Annotated in this window: 20 protein-coding genes and 3 pseudogenes; 6 read left to right on the top strand and 17 right to left on the bottom strand. The window is 35.6% G+C overall.

Going from position 1 to position 19,817, the window contains the following annotated elements; translation table 11 throughout:
• Positions 1–7: 7 nt before the first annotated feature.
• Together istA (AB3Y88_RS07415) and istB (AB3Y88_RS07410) are read left to right on the top strand one after the other, a co-directional pair.
• Positions 8–1,222, top strand: a complete 1,215-nt coding sequence (gene istA, locus AB3Y88_RS07415; protein WP_228890254.1) for an IS21 family transposase — start codon at positions 8–10, stop codon at positions 1,220–1,222.
• On the top strand, positions 1,209–2,039 hold the full coding sequence (gene istB, locus AB3Y88_RS07410; RefSeq protein WP_313819558.1) for an IS21-like element helper ATPase IstB: 831 nt from the start codon (positions 1,209–1,211) through the stop codon (positions 2,037–2,039). Before istA (AB3Y88_RS07415) ends, istB (AB3Y88_RS07410) begins: the two co-directional genes overlap by 14 nt.
• A 49-nt stretch (positions 2,040–2,088) precedes the next feature.
• Here istB (AB3Y88_RS07410) and AB3Y88_RS07405 read toward each other — a convergent pair whose 3' ends face one another.
• The 5 genes and pseudogenes from AB3Y88_RS07405 to AB3Y88_RS07385 form a co-directional block, all read right to left on the bottom strand.
• Positions 2,089–2,292: a hypothetical protein gene (locus AB3Y88_RS07405; protein ID WP_228888431.1), complete on the bottom strand. Its 204-nt coding sequence runs from the start codon at positions 2,290–2,292 to the stop codon at positions 2,089–2,091.
• 469 nt (positions 2,293–2,761) lie between these two features.
• Complete coding sequence (locus AB3Y88_RS07400; RefSeq protein WP_056960550.1) at positions 2,762–4,099, bottom strand: FAD-dependent oxidoreductase; 1,338 nt, start codon at positions 4,097–4,099, stop codon at positions 2,762–2,764.
• Between the two features lie 85 nt (positions 4,100–4,184).
• A complete protein-coding gene (locus AB3Y88_RS07395; RefSeq protein ID WP_228888429.1) occupies positions 4,185–5,375 on the bottom strand; it encodes an MFS transporter in 1,191 nt (396 codons plus the stop codon).
• A 96-nt stretch (positions 5,376–5,471) separates the two neighbouring features.
• Positions 5,472–6,278 (bottom strand): AraC family transcriptional regulator, encoded by an 807-nt coding sequence (locus AB3Y88_RS07390; protein ID WP_228888428.1) that lies wholly within the window; start codon positions 6,276–6,278, stop codon positions 5,472–5,474.
• A 363-nt stretch (positions 6,279–6,641) separates the two neighbouring features.
• Positions 6,642–6,964, bottom strand: a pseudogene (locus tag AB3Y88_RS07385) (MazG nucleotide pyrophosphohydrolase domain-containing protein).
• A 211-nt stretch (positions 6,965–7,175) separates the two neighbouring features.
• On the opposite strand from AB3Y88_RS07385, the gene AB3Y88_RS07380 reads away from it, so the two are divergent.
• Positions 7,176–8,333 (top strand): MFS transporter, encoded by a 1,158-nt coding sequence (locus AB3Y88_RS07380; RefSeq protein ID WP_228888425.1) that lies wholly within the window; start codon positions 7,176–7,178, stop codon positions 8,331–8,333.
• 45 nt (positions 8,334–8,378) lie between these two features.
• On the opposite strand, the gene AB3Y88_RS07375 is transcribed toward AB3Y88_RS07380, so the two are convergent.
• Both AB3Y88_RS07375 and AB3Y88_RS07370 read right to left on the bottom strand, forming a co-directional pair.
• A complete protein-coding gene (locus AB3Y88_RS07375) occupies positions 8,379–9,464 on the bottom strand; it encodes an alcohol dehydrogenase catalytic domain-containing protein (protein WP_228888423.1) in 1,086 nt (361 codons plus the stop codon).
• Between the two features lie 197 nt (positions 9,465–9,661).
• Complete coding sequence (locus tag AB3Y88_RS07370; RefSeq protein WP_156653489.1) at positions 9,662–10,105, bottom strand: MarR family winged helix-turn-helix transcriptional regulator; 444 nt, start codon at positions 10,103–10,105, stop codon at positions 9,662–9,664.
• A 111-nt stretch (positions 10,106–10,216) separates the two neighbouring features.
• Here AB3Y88_RS07370 and AB3Y88_RS07365 point away from each other — a divergent pair, with 111 nt between their 5' ends.
• On the top strand, positions 10,217–10,672 hold the full coding sequence (locus tag AB3Y88_RS07365; protein WP_228888421.1) for a hypothetical protein: 456 nt from the start codon (positions 10,217–10,219) through the stop codon (positions 10,670–10,672).
• 943 nt (positions 10,673–11,615) lie between these two features.
• On the opposite strand, the gene AB3Y88_RS07360 is transcribed toward AB3Y88_RS07365, so the two are convergent.
• Positions 11,616–11,927 (bottom strand): hypothetical protein, encoded by a 312-nt coding sequence (locus AB3Y88_RS07360; protein ID WP_228888418.1) that lies wholly within the window; start codon positions 11,925–11,927, stop codon positions 11,616–11,618.
• 192 nt (positions 11,928–12,119) lie between these two features.
• Between AB3Y88_RS07360 and istA (AB3Y88_RS07355) the strand changes: the two are divergent.
• Together istA (AB3Y88_RS07355) and istB (AB3Y88_RS07350) are read left to right on the top strand one after the other, a co-directional pair.
• Positions 12,120–13,333: pseudogene (gene istA, locus AB3Y88_RS07355) on the top strand (IS21 family transposase).
• Positions 13,320–14,150 (top strand): IS21-like element helper ATPase IstB, encoded by an 831-nt coding sequence (gene istB, locus AB3Y88_RS07350; protein WP_313819558.1) that lies wholly within the window; start codon positions 13,320–13,322, stop codon positions 14,148–14,150. Before istA (AB3Y88_RS07355) ends, istB (AB3Y88_RS07350) begins: the two are co-directional and overlap by 14 nt.
• Positions 14,151–14,424: 274 nt before the next feature.
• Here istB (AB3Y88_RS07350) and AB3Y88_RS07345 read toward each other — a convergent pair whose 3' ends face one another.
• The 9 genes and pseudogenes from AB3Y88_RS07345 to AB3Y88_RS07305 form a co-directional block, all read right to left on the bottom strand.
• On the bottom strand, positions 14,425–14,745 hold the full coding sequence (locus tag AB3Y88_RS07345) for a lactococcin immunity protein (RefSeq protein WP_228888416.1): 321 nt from the start codon (positions 14,743–14,745) through the stop codon (positions 14,425–14,427).
• A 263-nt stretch (positions 14,746–15,008) separates the two neighbouring features.
• On the bottom strand, positions 15,009–15,272 hold the full coding sequence (locus AB3Y88_RS07340) for a bacteriocin immunity protein (RefSeq protein WP_228888413.1): 264 nt from the start codon (positions 15,270–15,272) through the stop codon (positions 15,009–15,011).
• A gap of 679 nt (positions 15,273–15,951) precedes the next feature.
• Entirely contained in the window at positions 15,952–16,239 is a 288-nt protein-coding gene (locus AB3Y88_RS07335; protein WP_054757807.1) for a hypothetical protein, read from the bottom strand.
• A gap of 186 nt (positions 16,240–16,425) precedes the next feature.
• A complete protein-coding gene (locus tag AB3Y88_RS07330) occupies positions 16,426–16,788 on the bottom strand; it encodes a hypothetical protein (RefSeq protein WP_228888410.1) in 363 nt (120 codons plus the stop codon).
• Positions 16,773–16,913, bottom strand: a complete 141-nt coding sequence (locus tag AB3Y88_RS07325; RefSeq protein WP_162256070.1) for a hypothetical protein — start codon at positions 16,911–16,913, stop codon at positions 16,773–16,775. The genes AB3Y88_RS07330 and AB3Y88_RS07325 overlap by 16 nt, the downstream gene beginning before the upstream one ends.
• A gap of 535 nt (positions 16,914–17,448) precedes the next feature.
• Positions 17,449–17,686, bottom strand: a pseudogene (locus AB3Y88_RS07320) (recombinase family protein); the annotation flags it as partial.
• A gap of 44 nt (positions 17,687–17,730) precedes the next feature.
• Entirely contained in the window at positions 17,731–18,372 is a 642-nt protein-coding gene (locus AB3Y88_RS07315) for an SAP domain-containing protein (protein ID WP_054757808.1), read from the bottom strand.
• A 236-nt stretch (positions 18,373–18,608) separates the two neighbouring features.
• Positions 18,609–19,487 (bottom strand): IS3 family transposase, encoded by an 879-nt coding sequence (locus AB3Y88_RS07310; RefSeq protein ID WP_367293437.1) that lies wholly within the window; start codon positions 19,485–19,487, stop codon positions 18,609–18,611.
• Positions 19,488–19,504: 17 nt separating this feature from the next.
• Positions 19,505–19,756 carry an IS3 family transposase gene (locus tag AB3Y88_RS07305; RefSeq protein ID WP_002816285.1) on the bottom strand — a complete coding sequence of 84 codons (252 nt, stop codon included), beginning with the start codon at positions 19,754–19,756 and terminating at the stop codon, positions 19,505–19,507.
• Positions 19,757–19,817 lie beyond the last annotated feature (61 nt).

The raw sequence follows: 19,817 nt of genomic DNA, 5'->3' as shown, positions 1-19,817 counted from the left end.
AACTGAAATGCGTTTAGATGTTGAGCAGTGTGTCCAGCAATATATTATGAACAAAATAAAGCCCAACTTCGCTGAAATTGGTCGGCGATACGGTGTTGATCCACGAACGGTAAAAAGATACTACAATTTAGGGCTTACGCCCCCAGATGAGCAGCCACAACCCTTACGGCGGCCGAGTAAACTTGACGATTATCGAAAAACGATTGAAGAAAAGGTTCTAGAAGGCTGTTCGGCAACGGCAATTTATTACTTTATCAAAGAACGTGGCTATCAAGGAAAGCAAAGTATTCTCAGAGACTATTGTCGAACCATCAGAAAAGCCGCAACGAAAAAAGCCACTATCCGGATTGAAACCTCGCCAGGGATTTCAGCCCAGGTTGATTGGAAAGAAGATTTAACGTTGGTTTCTCGGCATGGAGAGATTGTCAAAGGCAACATCTTCTTATATGTTTTAGGGTACTCGCGAATGAAATACATGCAATTTACCTTCAGTCGCAGCCAAATTACCTTTTTTGATTGCTTAACTAATGCCTTTTGGGCAACCGGGGGTGTGCCGAAAGAAATCTGGTTTGACAACCAAAAGGTTGTCGTCGATCATCATAAAAGTAATTTTGGTAAGCCGGTATTTAATGAAACCTTCGTTGAATACGCTAAGGACGCTGGTTTCAAGCCAATTGCTTGTCGACCGTTTCGGCCACAAACCAAAGGAAAGGTTGAGGCGCTGGCCAGAACTACTCAGCGAATCAAAGTTTACAACCATGAGTTTGAAGAGCCGCTAGACTTAGCCGAGATCGTCCATTTGACGTGTGATCAGCTGAATCATGAGAAGTCTCAGGCGACTCAAATTCCGCCTTATTTATTGCTTGATAAAGAAAAAGAGTATCTCCAGGATTTTGATCACGACTTACTCGATGCCTATGCCAGCCAAACCATCGCAAGGAAAGTTAGCAAGGAATCAATGATTGTCTTTCAAAATCGGAAATACTCCGTCCCCATAAGATATATTGACGAAACCGTACAAATTAAACACGATGACAATACTCTATACATTTATTATAACGGAGAATTAATTCGTTCTCACCCTATTTCACTGAAAAGATTTACTTACCTTCGCGATGACATGGAAGAGATTGTCCGATCAGACCTTTATAAGAATCGTGATGACCGAGTCATTGATGATTACGTCGACCGAAACCTGAAGATGTTTGATGAAATGGAGTGAGAAAATGGCCAATTACCAAGCTTTATACACCAACCTTAGACAATTAAAGTTAGATCGTTTCGCCGAACATTTAGGCTACCTATTGGATCATCAAGATGAAGCACCCAAGTCCTTGAGTGATGCCTTATTCGAATTGACAACGGCTGAGCTTAAATACCGGGAACAAAAAAAGATTAATTTGAGAATTAAACTAGCCCGCTTTCCATATGAAAAAACGTTAGCTGACTTTGACTTTAGTTATCAACCGGGAATTAACCAAGGGATAATTGAGGACTTGGGATCACTAAGATTCACCCAAGAGAATCAAAACGTTTTGTTTATCGGCACCTCCGGTGTCGGTAAAACTCACCTAGCCACCGCCATTGGAATTGAAGGGTGTAAACAAGGAATTTCAACGCAGTTTATTCGATGTAGCGACCTCATCAACAAGCTTCAAACAGCACAAGTTCAAGGCCGGAGCGAAGAAGTGCTACGCCGGTATGCCCGTTTTCAAATTCTAATCATTGATGAGATTGGTTATCTTCCAATTGAGTCAGTGGGCGCTAAGCTGTTTTTTCAGTTAATTGAAAGACGATACGAACGGAAATCAACCATTATCACCACTAATATTCCGCTTTCTAAGTGGGGAAACACCTTTTCAGATAAGATGTTAGCTAACGCCATTTTAGATCGCTTGGTTCATCACGCTAAAGTTATCCGAATCACTGGTCGATCATATCGAATGAAAGATCATTTAATTGAAAAGAAGGATAATTCCGGACCTGATTTATCAGGTTTCAACGCACAAAATAAAGAAAGGAGCAGTGAGACACTGTAAACTTTATCGGTAAAAAACAGCATTTTTTAATCGGCAAAAAACTACATTTTCACATCGGCGTTGACACATGTACGTAGCCATTAACTTTTTTAGTATTATCATCTTCAAAAACCAACATATAGTGATGTCGACTGTCATTCAATAATCTTTTTAGATTTTTGTTTGTTTTATTAAGAGGATAATCATAACCCAATTGATCTTTATTAAGCCTTTGAATCGCTATTCCATCAATTTCCTTAACATTTCTAATCAAAAAATCACTCCTTATATCTAACTATTGCTTATAGCTTAACCTTGATAAGACTGGTTGTAAATTCGTTTTCCGGTGTAGCTGGATCAAGTCCAAGCGGAGGATGTGCAGGGTTTAATCCTAACGAAAAGCGTAGCCTAAGTGCCCACGTCAAATACTTAACAACTAATGCTGGCTTGCGGTACCTTTATCGTGACCTTAATTGTTGAGCTGATTAAAATTAAAAACAGCGACCTCTTCCAAAACGGAATAAGGTCGCTAACATTGCTTTGTATGAACAAAACACTTCACTGTTTGAATTGTAGATATTGAAACTATTTTAGTAATGTGTTTAAGAAAACATTCCCCATATAGTCGTTGAAAGTGCTCCAATGTATTGGTTATATCTTTTGACAAATAATTAATTTATCTCAACAAATAATTCATCCAATTTTTCCATCTATAAAAGCCATAAATCAGATTATCAATCCAATCATCTTCTGCATGTAAAAATTCCTTGAGGATCTGTTTTCAACTGCAACTTTTTTAACCTAATAAGAGTTGTAGGGGACCAAATCTTCTCGTTTTCTTCTGAACTAATGTCACTTGAATAGCCGCCATAAACTCCATCTAGCTTATTTAATAATGGGTTAACTAATTTGTTTATTTTTTTATCATTATCTACACTACCCCAAATTGCAATAAACCATTTTACATTTCTATGAGACCAAGCATTAAATGAATTTGATTTTTGATTTAACTTACCTCCGATTGACCGAATTTCAATAGACATAATTTCCGAACTATTCAAAAGGTGCACAATGCTTGAAATTATATCTTCTGACAAATTCTGAACTAAACCATTTTTTATATACATTTTGTCTTGTCCGGTGTGAGGAATATGAGGGGCTTTAACCAGCTTTGCATAACTTAACTCCTGCGTTTTTTCTTCTTCAATAGGGCCGAGCAACTTTGACTTATCTAGTATATCTGTTGCTTCACGGGATTTTTGCTCACACCAAAGATTGTGCGCGTTAACACGGCAATATTTATCTGAATTTTTGTTAATCATTAAATTACTTGTCAACTTAACAGTTGAGTTATTAACCCAATCTTGCCATTTTTTGATAAAACAACAAATATCCTTTACTTTATACATAATCTCTTGAGAAACAACGGGCGTTTGTAGTCCCCTGCTATTAGTTGGAATTTTGAATGCCTCAAACAAAAATTCTGTGACAATTCCTATTTGTCCTCCTCCCCGAATTCCCCAAAAAATATCAGAATAATGTTCTTTATCGACCCAAAGAGCGCTACCAGTTCCAGTTATTAACCGGGCTCCAATAATATGATCAATTGTGAGGCCCTGCTTTCTAACCATCAATCCAATCCCACCAAAGATTGAAAGCCCTCCAACACCAGTGTCACCAAAGTCCCCACTTGAAATAGCTAATTGATAAGGACTTAATACCTGTGCCACATCACCCCAGACAGCGCCTGCCTGAATACGTACAGTTCCCTTGTCAGAATCTTCTATAGTAACATGATTATATTGTGAAATATCCAAGATAATTCCACCGTTATTAACAGAAGTCATCATCATCCCATGACCACCGCTTCGAACGGAAAAAGGGATCTTTCTATTTTCAATCTTATTCAGGTATGCCACAAACTTGACTGTCTCTTTGATTTGTAATTCATTTGTTGCAGTAAGAACTAATGCTGGGCTCCCAACTCTAAAGCAATTTGATCTAACTGAATTGTACTTTTTATCTAAAGGAACCACCGCAATTTTCTTTAGTGTATCTGGTAGTAATTGTAATATATTCATTCTTTTATACTCCCCTTTTAAATCAATTGCGTACCTCTATAATTTTTGAAAATTTCTTTCTTAATTTGTACATAAAAGTATATTTTCAATTTGTTGTTTCTTTTTTATTTGAGAATAGAAATAAGATATAAGCAAATAAGGCAAAGAGCGCAAAAATTATGAAAGGAAGTTTTATATTAATTTGATATACAAACGAGCCCAGCAATGGTGATACTATCCCCGCAATTCCTTGTGTCATTGCAACTGCCCCTGCCGCTGAACCTTGATTGTCCTGCGAGACTACCAGAGAAGCCCCTGCGGATAACGAACTCATTCCTAACCCAGCACCTGCTCCAATGACAATATAGCTAATAAGCAGGAGTATAAAGTCCCTTGTCAATACAATTAGTAGCAAGCCTAAAATAATTAGAAGAATCGAGCGAGTCATCATTTGCTTAGCGGTCCAGTTAAAAAATTTAATTTGAGCAATTTGGATAATCATTAATGAAACACCTAAAATGACAAAAAGTAAAGAAGCCGTTTTAGCGCTTTGAACAATTGATTGGCCGATGGCATCGTGCAAATATAGTGAGGTTAGTAATTGTAGTCCCACAACAACAAACATTACTGAACATCCAGCTACTAACCATCCAAACAGTTGAAATGAAAGAAACTTTTTAGAAGTTGTTGACTTAGATGCTGATTCCAAAGTAGCAACATTATTTTTTGTATTTGGCAACAAAAAGATCATGAGAATTCCAAACAATATTAATAAAACAATTGATACGTAAAATGGTAATGCCAGGGTTCCTATTGATGATAAGCAGCCGCCAATAATTGGTCCTATAACCATTGATAGACCAGTAGCAAATCCTAATGAAGACATGTCTTTAGCTCGCTCTTCCGGGCTGGAAATATCCGCCATATATGCATTAGCTGCTGTGGGAGCTGTTGTCATAAAAATACCCAACAGAAATCTTGCACCTATAAGGCAAACCACTAAAGCCGCAACAGTTTTAGAGGTCGCTATTGATAATTTAAAAAGCTCGATATATAAGATAAATAATAATCCCATTCCAATTAGTCCAATTACTATAACTGGTTTTCGCCCAATTTTATCACTTAATCTCCCCCATACTGGAGCAAATAAAAGCATCGCAATTGCTCCTAATGAGATCATTATGCCAATCTGTCCTGGTGCTAAATGTGCTTGCGTTGAAATAGCAGATAAAACCGGCATCGTTATATATATTCCTAAATATGAGATGAGGGTCGCTACAAATAATTTATTTTTCATGAATAAAGGGTTCCTCCCTGTTAAAAAGTAATGAATACACTTTAACATGAAGAAACCCTTATTAGGCTCCAAATGGTTCATAATGTCCCAAACAGTCTAAGAATTTAGCCTAATCTTTTTCCTAAAATCTCGTGGTGTCAAAAAATATTTTGTTTTAAAAGCCGAAGAGAACTTGCTTGAACTTATATAGCCAACTTCATTAGCTATTTGAAAAATTTTCATATCACTTTTTACCAGTAGCTTTGCGGCATAATCCATTTTTTGCGCGGTGCAGTAATCATGGAATGTTTTGCCGTACTTTTCCTTAAATAATGTTTTAAGTTTGGTTTGGCTAACGTTAAACTTTATAGATAGAAAATGTAGGCTAACCTGTTTGTTTAAATTGTTATTTAAGTATTCAGCAATATTTCTAATAATTATATTGTCTGTTGCTGATAACTTCTCTGGTCTTATTGAATCTTTAAGAGCTTGCGATGACTTTAAATACAAAATTAATTCAGCTACTTTTAATTTAAGGAAAAGCAGTGAGTCTTTGATACTTTTAGATTTCAAATCATTAAATAGATTTTCTATAAAACTACTTTTTAAAAAGAAATAGTTTTCAGAGTGATTGAAATCAGTCCACCCTTGAAAGTTTCCAACGAGTTGACTCAGCTCACTATCTAACTCACCTTCCTTAATCAAAATGGTAATTCCTTCAAAGCTACCATCTACAAAGTGATAATTTTCCGAATCTAAAGAACGTTTGTCAACCTTTAATACAAAGGGTGCTAAATATAAATTTCGCTTATCGCCTTCAAAATTTACAGTTCCCTTATAAGCATAGTCAATTCTAATAGACTTAGGTGTTATTCTGAGCGGTGTTTTAAACTGTTCAATATCACTATAATTGTGAAAATACAACTCAATAGTCTTGAATACTTTTATTTTATTGATTTTTAATTGATTGATACTAATAGTATTTTTTTCTGGATACTGGTCTCTTATACTCCATGATAAATTTGACTTTATAATTCTCTCTCCTTAAAAATTAGATTTGCAGCCTAAACTAGATAATCAGTCTTAATCACTTTTGATAATACAATAACTTAGAAAATATGACATCCACTTAATCACAATAAACCTGTATTCGATTCAGACATAAGTTGCCATTATTGACTATTTTCCTAATGTACATCATGTAACTGTTGCTTTAGTTGGATCTTTTTAACTTGGCTATCTAGCGAAGTTCATTAATGCTATCATACCAATCTGACCTTTGGGAAGTTATTGTTTATTAAATCTTTTTGATAGTTTATCTTGGCTGTGTTTAAGTAATATTTCAGGATCAATGTCAAATTTGTCAGTCATTATTAAAACTTGATCTAATACGTCTGCAAGTTCTTCAACTAAGTTATCTTTTAAATCTTTTTACGCTTGCTTAGCTTCTCTAAGGTAGTCACGACAAATTTCAATAGCTCGAATGGCTCTTGATAATTCCCCAACCTCCTCCGTTATAAGAAATTAAGGCTGATAAAAGGCGAATATTGATATCAATTTCTTCGTTTATAAAGATCTACTAACCAACTTTGATGAGTTTTAAAATTCAATTTAGTTGCCTCTGATATTAAAATTAAAAAATATATTATCAATATTATAGAAAAAAATCACAAATATTGCATACAAAAAAGCGGAGAACTAAGTTTTAACTAGTTTCTCTGCCTGTTTACACAATTTTCCTTGCCGATTGTCCTTTTTTTCCTTATCATTTAATTATTGAAATCATACACTTTAGGTGTAGTGGAAGGTAGATTTTGTCATGTGAAAAACAAATTTGTCTTATTAACAAACATGTTAGTCAATATGGGAATTGGTCTCATCATGCCAATTACCACTTTATATATCCATAACACTTTGCATAAAAGTTTAGTTGTTGCCGGCTATGCCCTTCTAGGCTTTTCTGGTGCAATGGCCTTAGGAAATTTAATTGGTGGTCGTTTATTTGATAAATGGAAAACCAAGCCGTTAATGTACCTCGGTGGCATTGACATGGTTCTTTCCTTACTTTTACTAGCTATTTATCCCGAATGGCCCTTATATCCCATCTTGTTGATTCTTTACGGGCTTGGTTTAGGTGTTTTAAACGCATCAATCAATAGTTATCTAGCTTTTTTGCAAAAATTCGATAGTAATATCTTTAATAATGGATATTGGGTTGCAAATATAGGTATGGGAATTGCAACTTTTCTTTCCGGAATCCTTTTCAGTATCAATATTCGAGTTGTTTTTGGTAGTTCAGTGATCTTATTTTTACTGGCTTTGTTTATTATCAAAACTAAGTTTGTATCAATTGACACTTTGCGTAACCCGCTTGAAAAAAATACTAAAAACGCACTTCCTAACAACCGTACCTTTGGCTATATTTTATTACTCAGCTTAACCATGATTGTTGTCTGGGCTTGTTATGAACAATGGAACAGCAATGTTTCTGTTTTAATGACTAATAATGGGATCTCTGTTCAAAAATACAGCGTTCTATTTACAATTAGTACGGTAGAAATTATTGTTTTACAGCCTTTTATCATTCGCTTATTCCCTAACACATTCAAGGCTGATAAGTTACGTGTCATTTTAGGCGTGTTACTTTTTGCTTTTTCATACTTAATAATTATTAATACTGGAAATTATTGGCGCTTTATCGCAGGAATCACGCTTGTTTCTTTAGGCGAGATGCTTGCTTTAACTGCTATTCCAATCTTATTGAATCGTTATGCTAACGATCGTAATCGTGGCACGGTCCAAGCCGTTGGTAGTCTATCTGGTGCAATTGGTCGTGCTCTAGGACCATTATTTGGTGGATACTTGATCACTAGTTTGGACTACAATAAGTCATTTGTTATTTTTTTCTGTGCCCACCTGATAATTGCCTTCATTCTAATTCTTTTACATGAGAGCAAAAACTTAGAACAGAATTTCTAAATTTTAATTTCAATGTAATACCATCAAAGTAAGCTATTTTTCTATTTAGTCAGGCTTCATATCGACTAAAATTTTAGCTTGCTTTTTATCATGTGCTAAAGCTTCAATGCCCTCTGAAACTAATCCATTTAATTTTATTTTTTTAGTAATAACTTGCTTAAACAGCTCACGATGATTATCAATAATATTAATTACACGCTCAAACTTATTCGCATATCCATAAGATGTTAACAAGCTGCCACCCTTTTTAAGTAAAGTTCTAATATCTACAACAGGTGGTTCACCAAATAATGCGATTACTGTCACCTTGCCACCTACTTTTAAGGCTTCAATTGCACCAGCAAGTGTGGGTTGAACTCCAGCACAATCAAATGCAATATCAACACCGCGTCCATTAGTCTTAGCATAAACTAATTCATGAAGCTCTCTGGGGCTTGCTGCATGCAGTGTGTCTAAAATACCTAATTTTTTAGCTAAATCTAAACGTTCTTTAGACATATCATTTATTATGATGTTGTGAACTCCGGCTATTTTTACCATTAAAGCTGTAAATAATCCAATTGGCCCCGCTCCTTGAATTAAAACATCATCACCGGTAGATACGTGACTTTCCAATACTGCCTGTGCAGCAACTGACACAGGTTCAACTAATGCACCTAGATCAAGCGGAAAATCACTTGGTAATCGGTGAGCAAAAATGGCTTTTACATTACACTTTTCAGCTAACCCACCATTAGCAGAAAAGCCTAAAAAACCAGCCGCATTATCAGTTCCAATAGAATGTTCACATAAATTATAATGTCCAGAAAGACATTCTGGACATTTTCCACAAGCAATTATTGGCTCAACCGCAACTCTATCTCCAATTTTTAGCTGAGATACCTGTTTGCCAACCTGAGAAATTGTTCCAGAAAATTCGTGACCTGGAATTAATGGTGCCTTCATATGAGTTAAAGGGTGGGAGACCGTTGCCAAATCCATACCCTCTAAATACTCATGAATATCACTTCCACAAATACCGTTAAATGAAACGTCAACTTGTACTTCATCATCTCCGGGATCAGGAATGTCCCTTTTTTCAACCCGGATATTCTTTGGACCGTATATCACAGCTGCTTTTACTAACGCCATTTTAATACACTTCCTTCATGCTCAATATAGCACAAAGCTGAGCAGAAAACCAAGCAAGCTAGTCTTTATTTAATCTAATCTCGGATACCAATACAACCTTAATCCATTAATTTGACAACAAGAGTTCCTCTGTCAGCTCCTAAGCTAAGGATTCGTGTGCTCAAATAATTTATCTGACAATGTGTTATCAAATTCTCTTACGATTTTAGTGATGTTCCAATAATACTGGCTGCTAATTTATTTAATTCTGAATAAAGAACTTGTTGGTTTTGACAATTTGCTTTTTTAAGTTGTTCTTGCCACCAGCTTGTCACCAGTTGGCTAATCTCATCGCAAGCATTTTGTCCTTTGACAGTTAAAACAATCCAAGTATTCCTACGATCATTTAAATTAATACTCTTTTTAATGTATCCATTATTAGTTAAAATCGTAAATTCTCGACTAACTAAGCCTTTATTAATAGCCAGTTGAGTTGCCACCATTTTAGCAGTTACTTTTTGATGTTCATTTACAAAAAGTAACAGATTAGCATTTGAGGCAGTTAACCCAGGTAAATTTAACCGATGATTCAAAGCTGTCATGGATGCCCTTTGAATAATACCTACGTATCGTCCAAGCTGATTTATTTTTATATTGTTCAAGTAAAAGACCTCTATTTCTAAATGTTATTATAAACAAATTCAGTTGACAAATAAACTAAACAGGTTATGCTAATATTAGTTGATTTGTCAACCATTGGAGGAGAAGAATCTATGAATCGAAAACAACGTTTATTTTTTACGGCCGAAATGTGTTTGGGCATGGGCACTATTATGGGCTTAACGGGTAACCTTATGGCAACCGGATTTACTTCAAACGCACTTACTAGCTTTTGGATTTGGTGGGGACCAACAGTTTTATTTGCATTTATCTATAATGTATGTATCGCTTCTAAAATTACTAATTTTTTGATTACTCATGCTACAAAGTCGATGATTTCTCAAGTTAAAATCGAACGACGAAGTGCCAGAATTCGGAGTTGTTCCATGATTATTGTGATGTGTTTGAGTATGAGCAGTTTTGGGATGCTGATTGGAGGAGGAATTTCTCATATTTCAATGGGTTCATTACTTACAGTTTGGGCTCGCTCATTATTCTTAGCTTATATTATTCGCGGAATTGTTGTTAAACCGCTTGCCGAAAAGGGGTTGCAGTTACTAAAAGTTTAACGCTGCTGTTTGATAAGTGGTTTTTAATTATGCTTAACCACCTAAGGGTTCGGGACAAAAGTCGCGAACTCTCTTTTTGTGTATTGTACGTCAGTAATCGTGATCCTTGTTCAATAAGACCAATAACATAATAATCATGAAAATGATTAGGAAGCTTTTGCACACTACAAAAAAGTATTCGAAGTATAAATAAACCAATTGTATTAGCTAAAAAACCTCGCCAAGTAGTAATGAGCATACTAGTAAATCAATAACTATAAGATCGCGCTAAATTGGCTCTATCTCTCGCGTAACTTCATTTTTCTCTAAAAACTCACGCAGACCTGTCACTTTCTTTAGTAAAGTACCTAGTGAAATGTGGCAATAATCACTTAATTTAATTAAGTTGACAATGTCAGACTAATTTTTTTCGTTTTCCCAACTGGAAATTGTTTGTCTAGTAATAAAAAACATTATTCACTTGTTCTTGAATTAAATTCATTTCTATTCTTGTATTTTTAAGACGATCACCAAATTTTTTAACCAATTATCGAACTTAACATAAGTCTCAAGTATCCAGCAAATCCGGTTCCAAAGCATTTGTTTTTGACCTACCATTTTTTGAGTGTTATCGTCAAAACAAGTCGCAAGGTAACTGGATGACCATTGTCTTTTTTAGTGATACTATACTATCACTATTCATAATCTATGGTATACGTTTCGTTTCTTTAGGCGACATTTAGCCCCTCTTTTATTCCGGATAAACGTGTTCCATAATTCAAAATTCTCCGTCTAACTTTGAATTACTCATAGCAAAGTACTCGCTATATTCGTAATTTCGAGTTAGCACTCAAATTTTACCGACTTATGTCACACTCTCTTTGGTGTAAAAATATTTATTTTTATGAGATTTTTGTAACATGAAACAAAAATGAGGTGCAAAGAAGTAAAGTGAAATATTTTTTTATTTTGAAATTTCTTTCTCATAGGCTTTATAACCCTCAACAAAATTGGCAACCTCTAAAGCTTTGTTTTTTGAAATTAGGTTAACTAAGTTTATTAAATTTTCTGGAAAATGTTTAAATGTATGCTGCTCTTGATAGTCCTTTTTAGCTTGGTTATAGCCTCTGGTATAATCGTCACTTTCGTCTACATCATCATGGTATGAATAGTCATTTGTATCTTTCCAATTTTTATAAGCTTGCTCAGCTTCTTGATAATCGCCATTGTTGTAATGCTTTTTAATATAGTCGTGCAGTTCTTTAATGTTTTTCATTATAACTATTCCCCCAATATTATTTTGCTATTATAGCATAGGTAAATGGTATAGATTGTGCAATTTTGAAAAATTTGCCGTATGTATGTCAGCAACGGTTGTAAAATGTTGGAAAATACCGATTAGAAAATGTCGGTTTTCCAACATTTTTTTACGGTAAAATAAACGCATCTCAAATTTGGAGGAACTGAAATGCGTTTAGATGTTGAGCAGTGTGTCCAGCAATATATTATGAACAAAATAAAGCCCAACTTCGCTGAAATTGGTCGGCGATACGGTGTTGATCCACGAACGGTAAAAAGATACTACAATTTAGGGCTTACGCCCCCAGATGAGCAGCCACAACCCTTACGGCGGCCGAGTAAACTTGACGATTATCGAAAAACGATTGAAGAAAAGGTTCTAGAAGGCTGTTCGGCAACGGCAATTTATTACTTTATCAAAGAACGTGGCTATCAAGGAAAGCAAAGTATTCTCAGAGACTATTGTCGAACCATCAGAAAAGCCGCAACGAAAAAAGCCACTATCCGGATTGAAACCTCGCCAGGGATTTCAGCCCAGGTTGATTGGAAAGAAGATTTAACGTTGGTTTCTCGGCATGGAGAGATTGTCAAAGGCAACATCTTCTTATATGTTTTAGGGTACTCGCGAATGAAATACATGCAATTTACCTTCAGTCGCAGCCAAATTACCTTTTTTGATTGCTTAACTAATGCCTTTTGGGCAACCGGGGTGTGCCGAAAGAAATCTGGTTTGACAACCAAAAGGTTGTCGTCGATCATCATAAAAGTAATTTTGGTAAGCCGGTATTTAATGAAACCTTCGTTGAATACGCTAAGGACGCTGGTTTCAAGCCAATTGCTTGTCGACCGTTTCGGCCACAAACCAAAGGAAAGGTTGAGGCGCTGGCCAGAACTACTCAGCGAATCAAAGTTTACAACCATGAGTTTGAAGAGCCGCTAGACTTAGCCGAGATCGTCCATTTGACGTGTGATCAGCTGAATCATGAGAAGTCTCAGGCGACTCAAATTCCGCCTTATTTATTGCTTGATAAAGAAAAAGAGTATCTCCAGGATTTTGATCACGACTTACTCGATGCCTATGCCAGCCAAACCATCGCAAGGAAAGTTAGCAAGGAATCAATGATTGTCTTTCAAAATCGGAAATACTCCGTCCCCATAAGATATATTGACGAAACCGTACAAATTAAACACGATGACAATACTCTATACATTTATTATAACGGAGAATTAATTCGTTCTCACCCTATTTCACTGAAAAGATTTACTTACCTTCGCGATGACATGGAAGAGATTGTCCGATCAGACCTTTATAAGAATCGTGATGACCGAGTCATTGATGATTACGTCGACCGAAACCTGAAGATGTTTGATGAAATGGAGTGAGAAAATGGCCAATTACCAAGCTTTATACACCAACCTTAGACAATTAAAGTTAGATCGTTTCGCCGAACATTTAGGCTACCTATTGGATCATCAAGATGAAGCACCCAAGTCCTTGAGTGATGCCTTATTCGAATTGACAACGGCTGAGCTTAAATACCGGGAACAAAAAAAGATTAATTTGAGAATTAAACTAGCCCGCTTTCCATATGAAAAAACGTTAGCTGACTTTGACTTTAGTTATCAACCGGGAATTAACCAAGGGATAATTGAGGACTTGGGATCACTAAGATTCACCCAAGAGAATCAAAACGTTTTGTTTATCGGCACCTCCGGTGTCGGTAAAACTCACCTAGCCACCGCCATTGGAATTGAAGGGTGTAAACAAGGAATTTCAACGCAGTTTATTCGATGTAGCGACCTCATCAACAAGCTTCAAACAGCACAAGTTCAAGGCCGGAGCGAAGAAGTGCTACGCCGGTATGCCCGTTTTCAAATTCTAATCATTGATGAGATTGGTTATCTTCCAATTGAGTCAGTGGGCGCTAAGCTGTTTTTTCAGTTAATTGAAAGACGATACGAACGGAAATCAACCATTATCACCACTAATATTCCGCTTTCTAAGTGGGGAAACACCTTTTCAGATAAGATGTTAGCTAACGCCATTTTAGATCGCTTGGTTCATCACGCTAAAGTTATCCGAATCACTGGTCGATCATATCGAATGAAAGATCATTTAATTGAAAAGAAGGATAATTCCGGACCTGATTTATCAGGTTTCAACGCACAAAATAAAGAAAGGAGCAGTGAGACACTGTAAACTTTATCGGTAAAAAACAGCATTTTTTAATCGGCAAAAAACTACATTTTCACATCGGCGTTGACATATGTAAACGGAAGTAAGTTTGTGATTGGGGTCAAGTGTCTATAAGATAGGTTATGCAAACCCGGAATGTTATATATGTATTCTTTAAATTTGCAAAATGCTATAGTTTTGCGTAGGGCTGAAAAGAAGAATATAGATAGATTTAACAATATCAATTTAGCTAATAAGTAAAAGATCACACCTGCCAATACTAGGTGTGATCTTTTACTTATTGATGCATTCCACCGAATGTCAAGCCAATTCCTGCACCTGTACTGCTAGTACGATATTTTTCAGCAACGATTTTTAGATAGATTATCTTAACATCTGAGGATAAAGCCGATTTTATTGCTAAGGGCGTCAAAGCAGCACGTAAGTCATCAGTAATCCTTGGTAAATACCTTTTCTTTTTTAATGCCTGTGCAGCTTCTTGTAAGATTGGAATTTCTTCACTAGTCGGTGACCCAGCTAATGCTTTTTGTACATCAATGAATAGTTCATCCGCTGTAGTTGTTTTCTTTGATTTGTTCTTTTTTGAAAAAATGCCCATACTCTCAACACCACCTTAATTTTTATTTCCAGCTATCATCTAGTGTAACATTTTCCCTGTTCTGCACCATCTATGTTAACTATTAAAAAGTTTTTGGCGCTCATCGTGAAACTACCCTTGCGAAAAAACATTTGCACTTTTTTTAACAGCTAAAAAAGATACATTATTGCTGGTTATCCCTTCCCTTGCTCTGCCTTACTCCAGACGATAAGTTTTCATTTTGATGGTTAAAATAGTTAATAATTAAACTACAATAAGTATTGTTAAAAGCTGATGTTATCTCTTCTGCCGAATCCAAGATAAAGGCGGGACAATTCCTTGAAAAAAGCCACAGTTTCCTTACTAAGCGGTTTTTTAAACGACAGAAAAGATAACTTACTTTTTAAATGTGCTGCCACAGTCTGATCGATTGTTCCTTTGTCTAACTCTTCGCGTGCTTTTACAAAAAGTACTCGTTCCGATTCAGGTATGTTGCTATTTTCGATTAATTTGTTCATCTTTTCCCAGAGTAAATCCTGTTTTTTCATAAAAATTCCCCTTATTACTGTATGGTAAAAACTCTATTATATTAATAGTACCATTACTAAAGCTCTCTTAAGAGCATCCCAAAATATTTCTATGGGGCTGTGACAAAAGTAAAATTTTGTCACAGCCCCTCTTTTATTCCGGATAAACGTGTTCCATAAGTCAAAATTTTCTGTCTAACTTCGAATTACTCATAGCAAAGTACTCGCTATGTTCGTAATTTCGAGTTAGTACTCAAATTTTCCCGACTTATGTCACACTCTCTTACTTTAGGATGTTTGACAAAGAGCCAAAATTTTTTAGGCCTATTCTTAATTAATTAGGTAAACTTATTTTTTTGTAAACAAATAGGCCCTCAGAGAGTTAAGTCTGAGAGTCCATGAGTGTGTGGAGTGATTAAGTCCACTTTATAAGGTGTTTAACCCTTGATATTACTTTATAAGCCTATTTGCATAATACCATGCTCCATTAACACTGTCCAGTACCTGATATACTGGTTAATGGCTACAGTACAAGGCTGATTACCTTTAAATAAACTGTACGCTAAGGGGTGAAACTCTTGGTATTTACTCTAAGCCTAACTACTGAATTAGTAATCAAGCCAGTTATTATTTATCTAGTCTTGAGAACTAACAAAAAGTAGAATTACTAAGCACTGGGATTTAATTATCCTGGTGTTTTTTAGTCCCTTTTTAACTTATAGCAATCTTTAACATTTTTGTTCCAACTATTCAACTTACCCAACATTTTATTTTGTTGCTTCTCTAAATAATCTTTTTTCTGACCACCTGAGCCTATATTTGTAAAATCATAGCCTTTACCAATGTTTTCCACTTCTACTAACTGACTTACTGTAAAGTCAGCAATTCTAGCAATTTTAAAAGAATATGAAGTATTTAATCGACTTAACTCATTTTCTAATGAATACTTTTTTCTCTTAACATAACAAAAAAATTTACTTAAATACATTCTGTAGATAATCACCAAACAGATTAATAATGTGAAAAACACCAAAAAATAACGAAGAGAATATAGCTGCTTTTGTTATCTTGTATCTGAAATGATTATACATTTCAAGATCTAAAAAATCTGATAAAAGTAATCCACAGCAAATTGATGTTTCGAAAACCGTGGCTAGTGGCGTTTCGATTATTGCTATAAAACAATTTTTGAAGAAATTATTTTTAAAATATTTGGAACAATTTTAGCTGAAATCAGCTTAAAAATGGCTGCCGTTGAACCTCCAACCGTACCGTGGTAGAGGTAAGCCGGTATAAAGTTCGAGGTAGCGAATGATTCACCATTAATTTCATAGGCTTTCTGAATGTTACTTACCTCTTTATTATGTATTTTTTTTGAGCGATAGTTCACTAGGATTAAATAAGCTATTGGGAAAAAAATGAGAGCATTTAAGCAAAAGTATGTATTTATCCAACTAATTTCTGGTGGCGCAGTCTGTCCTACACCGCGTTCATTAATTATTAATAATATGATACTTAGATTTAGACCTGAAAGCATATACCCACCAAAAACTCGCCAAAAAAATCAAATTGATTGCGCATATATTTTGACATGGAAATCGCTTTTTCACTATCTGCTTTTTTCTCAAAACCGTTTTTTAAAATATTATATTTTTCCTCCATAAAAATTATTCGTCTGCCTTTCAATGAATATTTTTGATATAAATTGTGATGACATTTTTAATTACAGCAATCTTATTTTGATCTAGCTTGCTTAAATGACCAATAATCTATTGAATTAGCAGAATTTAGGTTAACTAGCACAAAAGGTATGTTAAGTACTTATTTTTTTCTAAAAATTCTAAGGCTATACTGTTAAAATCTTTGGCTTCAAGGTAAGCTGCATGCCCCAAATTCGGATATTCAAAGTATTTTGCATTCGAAATTATCTTCGCTAATTGACGTGCCTCATCAACACCAAGAACTTGATCATTAGCAGCCCCGATAATTAGCGCGGAACAAGTGATCTATTTTGGGCTTTGTACATAATTTTTAATTTTCCCTTCAATTAAGCACTTGATTTTACGGACTATTTCTTGCTTGAACAGTTTTAAATCTATCTTAGCATAAATATGTGTTAAACGGCTAGAATTGTTTGAAAACGATTTCAAAAATCCCAAAACTATTATTACAAACTGCTGGTATTGGCATCTTTCTTTTGTATCATGTTCATGATCCGTGTTAAGTCATGATTGTTTCTGCTTAAGCAATCCAATTCAGTGACTATACCAACATCGCCCTCACAAATATAACTCAGCATTTTTTGTATCTCTGGTCGATCCGTATTTGCTCCGCTTAACTTGTCGGTGAACGGTTATCAATACTCTTTAAACCATTTAACTGCCGATTTAGGTGCTGAGCTTTGGAGCTGCCCGAGCATAACAAATTTTTTCCATTTTTCCACTCGGCCTTAAAATTTTATTCTTTACCGCTGTTTAACTTATTTAAGAAAATTTTTTATTAATTCAGCATTTTCAATGACTAATTTTCTTGTATAAACTTTAGGTTGATCTGAATCTTTAATTATTTTCCAAATAATTGCTGCTGCTTTCATCGGTTTGTCGTACTTTTTGGAAATTGAATCATTTCTGAAAGCACGTACAAAACTATTCCATTGGTATGTTTTTTCCTCATCGTTGTCAAAAGAGATCAATTGAGGATATTTTAAAGCCTTAACTAGGTCGGCTACAGTAGCATTTATATCACTATCTTTTTCAACTTCTCTCATCTTTATTCCCATGACTTTGCGAAAGGCAAAGTGTTCAACCTCAAAATAATTAGCAAAAAATGTTCTTGCTTCTTGATTAAGCGAAAAACCAGAACCAAGTAACTTAGTGTTTAATGTAATTTTATCGGCTGTCAACTTTGAAGCTACTTTCCTTCTCGATTTTCTGATAGGCTTTATTTCTGTGGCCGTTTCACCATTTAAGAAAGCAATAATATATTTAGTTAGTTCCGCTTTAGTACCATATGTTGGTAAGCCATATTTGCTACAAATATTTTGCAGCTCCTCTTTATACCAATAAAAATTAGAAAACGTCTTGCTACTAATATTTCTACTAAATTTTGGACGCACTGTCATATTCATTCCTTCTTTCTTTTAAATATTGGTAAAACAATATCTGATGCCTTTATTTGGACAGTTCTAATGAACATCTATAAGCACAAATATAATACGAAATTAAAAAAGACCATTTGGATTGAAGTCAATATTTGAGACAGGTTTTAAGAGACATTCAGAACTGCGTTTACCTTCCACAGCTCAAATAAATCATTAATCGTGATTAATAACTTATTTGAACCATGGAAAGCATTAAATCAGGCGGCCATTTGGCTCGTAAGTGTTGCGATTTCAACTTGTAAGGGGGTCTGGTAGCCCAGTGAACTATGAATTCTCTTCCTATTGTAGAAAGCATGCACATATTCAAAAAGGACAGCAGCGGCAGTTTCATAATTCTTAAAGACCGGCACTGGATAAACACACTCCTTTTTGAGGGAAGCATGAAAAGATTCCATTGGTGCATTATCGTATGGACACCCCTTACGGCTGTAAGAGTGGCGGATATGTAGTTCTGTTAACCGTTGTTTGTAATCATCGCTGGTGTACTGTGATCCTAAGTCTGTGTGGATAATCAGGTCCCCAGTAATGGTTCGATTTTTAACCGCGCTTTCCAGGGTCTTTAAGACTAAATCAGTATCTATCTTTTTTGAGAATGAATAGCCGATAATTCGTCTTGAGTGCAGATCCATGATGGTTGATAAGTAACACCAGCCATTACGCTTCGTTTGAATATAGGTCATATCAGCGGTCCATTTTTGATTTAAACCAGTGGTCGAGAAATCCTGCTTAAGCAAGTTGGGACGCTGTTCAACCTTGGTTTTGGAAGCCGAAGCCGCTTTCCATTTATTGACGGTAACGGAGTGGATATCCAGTTCCTTCATGAGCCGGGAAATCCGTCTTGGGCTGCACCGACGCTGCAGTGGTTGAAGTTCCAGATTCAATTCATGGTGGATCTTCATAACGCCGTATCGCTGCTTGAATTCCGCAAAGATCCGCAGAATCCGTTGTTTTAAGTCCTCATCTTCGGTCCGGCGTTTTGAAGGCTTTGGGGATCGATAACGATAATACTGAGCTCTGGAAACACCGAGGATTCGGCACATCTTAGTTACCTGGTGGTTATGGCTTTCTTGGTGAATGTAATCAAAAATATTGGTTACTTCTGCGCAAGGAAGCCCAGGGCTTTTTTTAGGATTTCGTTCTCCTCAGACAGGGAAGCCAGCCGCTTTTCCATCGCTTTAATTTCGTCTGGCGATTTACCGGATTGAGTTTTGGCTTGGCCCTGGATCCACTTATGAACGGTTGAATAGCCAATGCCATATTCTCTGGCCAGTTGGGCGGCTGATTCGCCTTGTTTATATAGGTTGATGATGTTTTGTTTGAATTCTTTGTCGTAACGAGTTGGCATGTAAAAATTCCTTTCTTTTAAGAGACGATTGACTTATTATACCCTCTCTTAAAAGTTGTCT

It is taken from the genome of Liquorilactobacillus satsumensis, assembly GCF_964065465.1.
Classification (GTDB): Bacteria; Bacillota; Bacilli; order Lactobacillales; family Lactobacillaceae; genus Liquorilactobacillus; species Liquorilactobacillus satsumensis.
Note: the sequence above shows the minus strand (reverse complement) of the source record. Positions and strands in the feature narration are given on the sequence as shown.

Coding starts and splice junctions, on each gene's coding strand:
- istB (WP_313819558.1), top strand. CDS start 1,209: ATGAAATGGAGTGAGAAAATGGCCAATTACCAAGCTTTATACACCAAC.
- AB3Y88_RS07315 (WP_054757808.1), bottom strand. CDS start 18,372: ATGACAGTGCGTCCAAAATTTAGTAGAAATATTAGTAGCAAGACGTTT.
- AB3Y88_RS07335 (WP_054757807.1), bottom strand. CDS start 16,239: ATGTATTTAAGTAAATTTTTTTGTTATGTTAAGAGAAAAAAGTATTCA.
- AB3Y88_RS07395 (WP_228888429.1), bottom strand. CDS start 5,375: ATGAAAAATAAATTATTTGTAGCGACCCTCATCTCATATTTAGGAATA.
- istA (WP_228890254.1), top strand. CDS start 8: ATGCGTTTAGATGTTGAGCAGTGTGTCCAGCAATATATTATGAACAAA.
- AB3Y88_RS07360 (WP_228888418.1), bottom strand. CDS start 11,927: ATGAAAAACATTAAAGAACTGCACGACTATATTAAAAAGCATTACAAC.
- AB3Y88_RS07340 (WP_228888413.1), bottom strand. CDS start 15,272: ATGAAAAAACAGGATTTACTCTGGGAAAAGATGAACAAATTAATCGAA.
- AB3Y88_RS07330 (WP_228888410.1), bottom strand. CDS start 16,788: ATGCTTTCAGGTCTAAATCTAAGTATCATATTATTAATAATTAATGAA.
- AB3Y88_RS07365 (WP_228888421.1), top strand. CDS start 10,217: ATGAATCGAAAACAACGTTTATTTTTTACGGCCGAAATGTGTTTGGGC.
- AB3Y88_RS07305 (WP_002816285.1), bottom strand. CDS start 19,756: ATGCCAACTCGTTACGACAAAGAATTCAAACAAAACATCATCAACCTA.
- istB (WP_313819558.1), top strand. CDS start 13,320: ATGAAATGGAGTGAGAAAATGGCCAATTACCAAGCTTTATACACCAAC.
- AB3Y88_RS07400 (WP_056960550.1), bottom strand. CDS start 4,099: ATGAATATATTACAATTACTACCAGATACACTAAAGAAAATTGCGGTG.
- AB3Y88_RS07325 (WP_162256070.1), bottom strand. CDS start 16,913: ATGGAGGAAAAATATAATATTTTAAAAAACGGTTTTGAGAAAAAAGCA.
- AB3Y88_RS07375 (WP_228888423.1), bottom strand. CDS start 9,464: ATGGCGTTAGTAAAAGCAGCTGTGATATACGGTCCAAAGAATATCCGG.
- AB3Y88_RS07345 (WP_228888416.1), bottom strand. CDS start 14,745: ATGGGCATTTTTTCAAAAAAGAACAAATCAAAGAAAACAACTACAGCG.